At 56.5% G+C, this 299-nt stretch carries 1 protein-coding gene; it reads right to left on the reverse strand.

The features are described from left to right. Positions 1–214, reverse strand: a 214-nt coding sequence (locus AC58NV_RS23810; RefSeq protein WP_497229335.1) for a transposase, incomplete at its 3' end; no start/stop codon positions are given. Between the last annotated feature and the right edge of the window lie 85 nt (positions 215–299).

Raw genomic sequence — 299 nt, forward strand, 5'->3', positions numbered from 1 at the left:
TTCCGGCCTCCAGGAACTCCTTCGACCAGGAATAGTACAGGCTCGTGGCAATCCCTTCGCGACGGCAGAGCGCGGCGATGCTTTCCTCGCCACGCAAGCCCTCCAGCACAATGCGGATCTTTTCCTCAGCCAAATGGTGCTTGCGCGTCTTGCGGCGGATGTCTTTGAAGACCCGATCAGCCGTCGGTTTGTCGGTTCCAGCTTTCCGTCTCATCTTCACTCCTTGACGGTTCAGATGAGCCAGAAACCTTCCGTTATGAAAATCCCTCAATCAGGCCCACAGGTGCTGATGCCAGACA

This window comes from Leisingera sp. ANG49, from assembly GCF_059694505.1.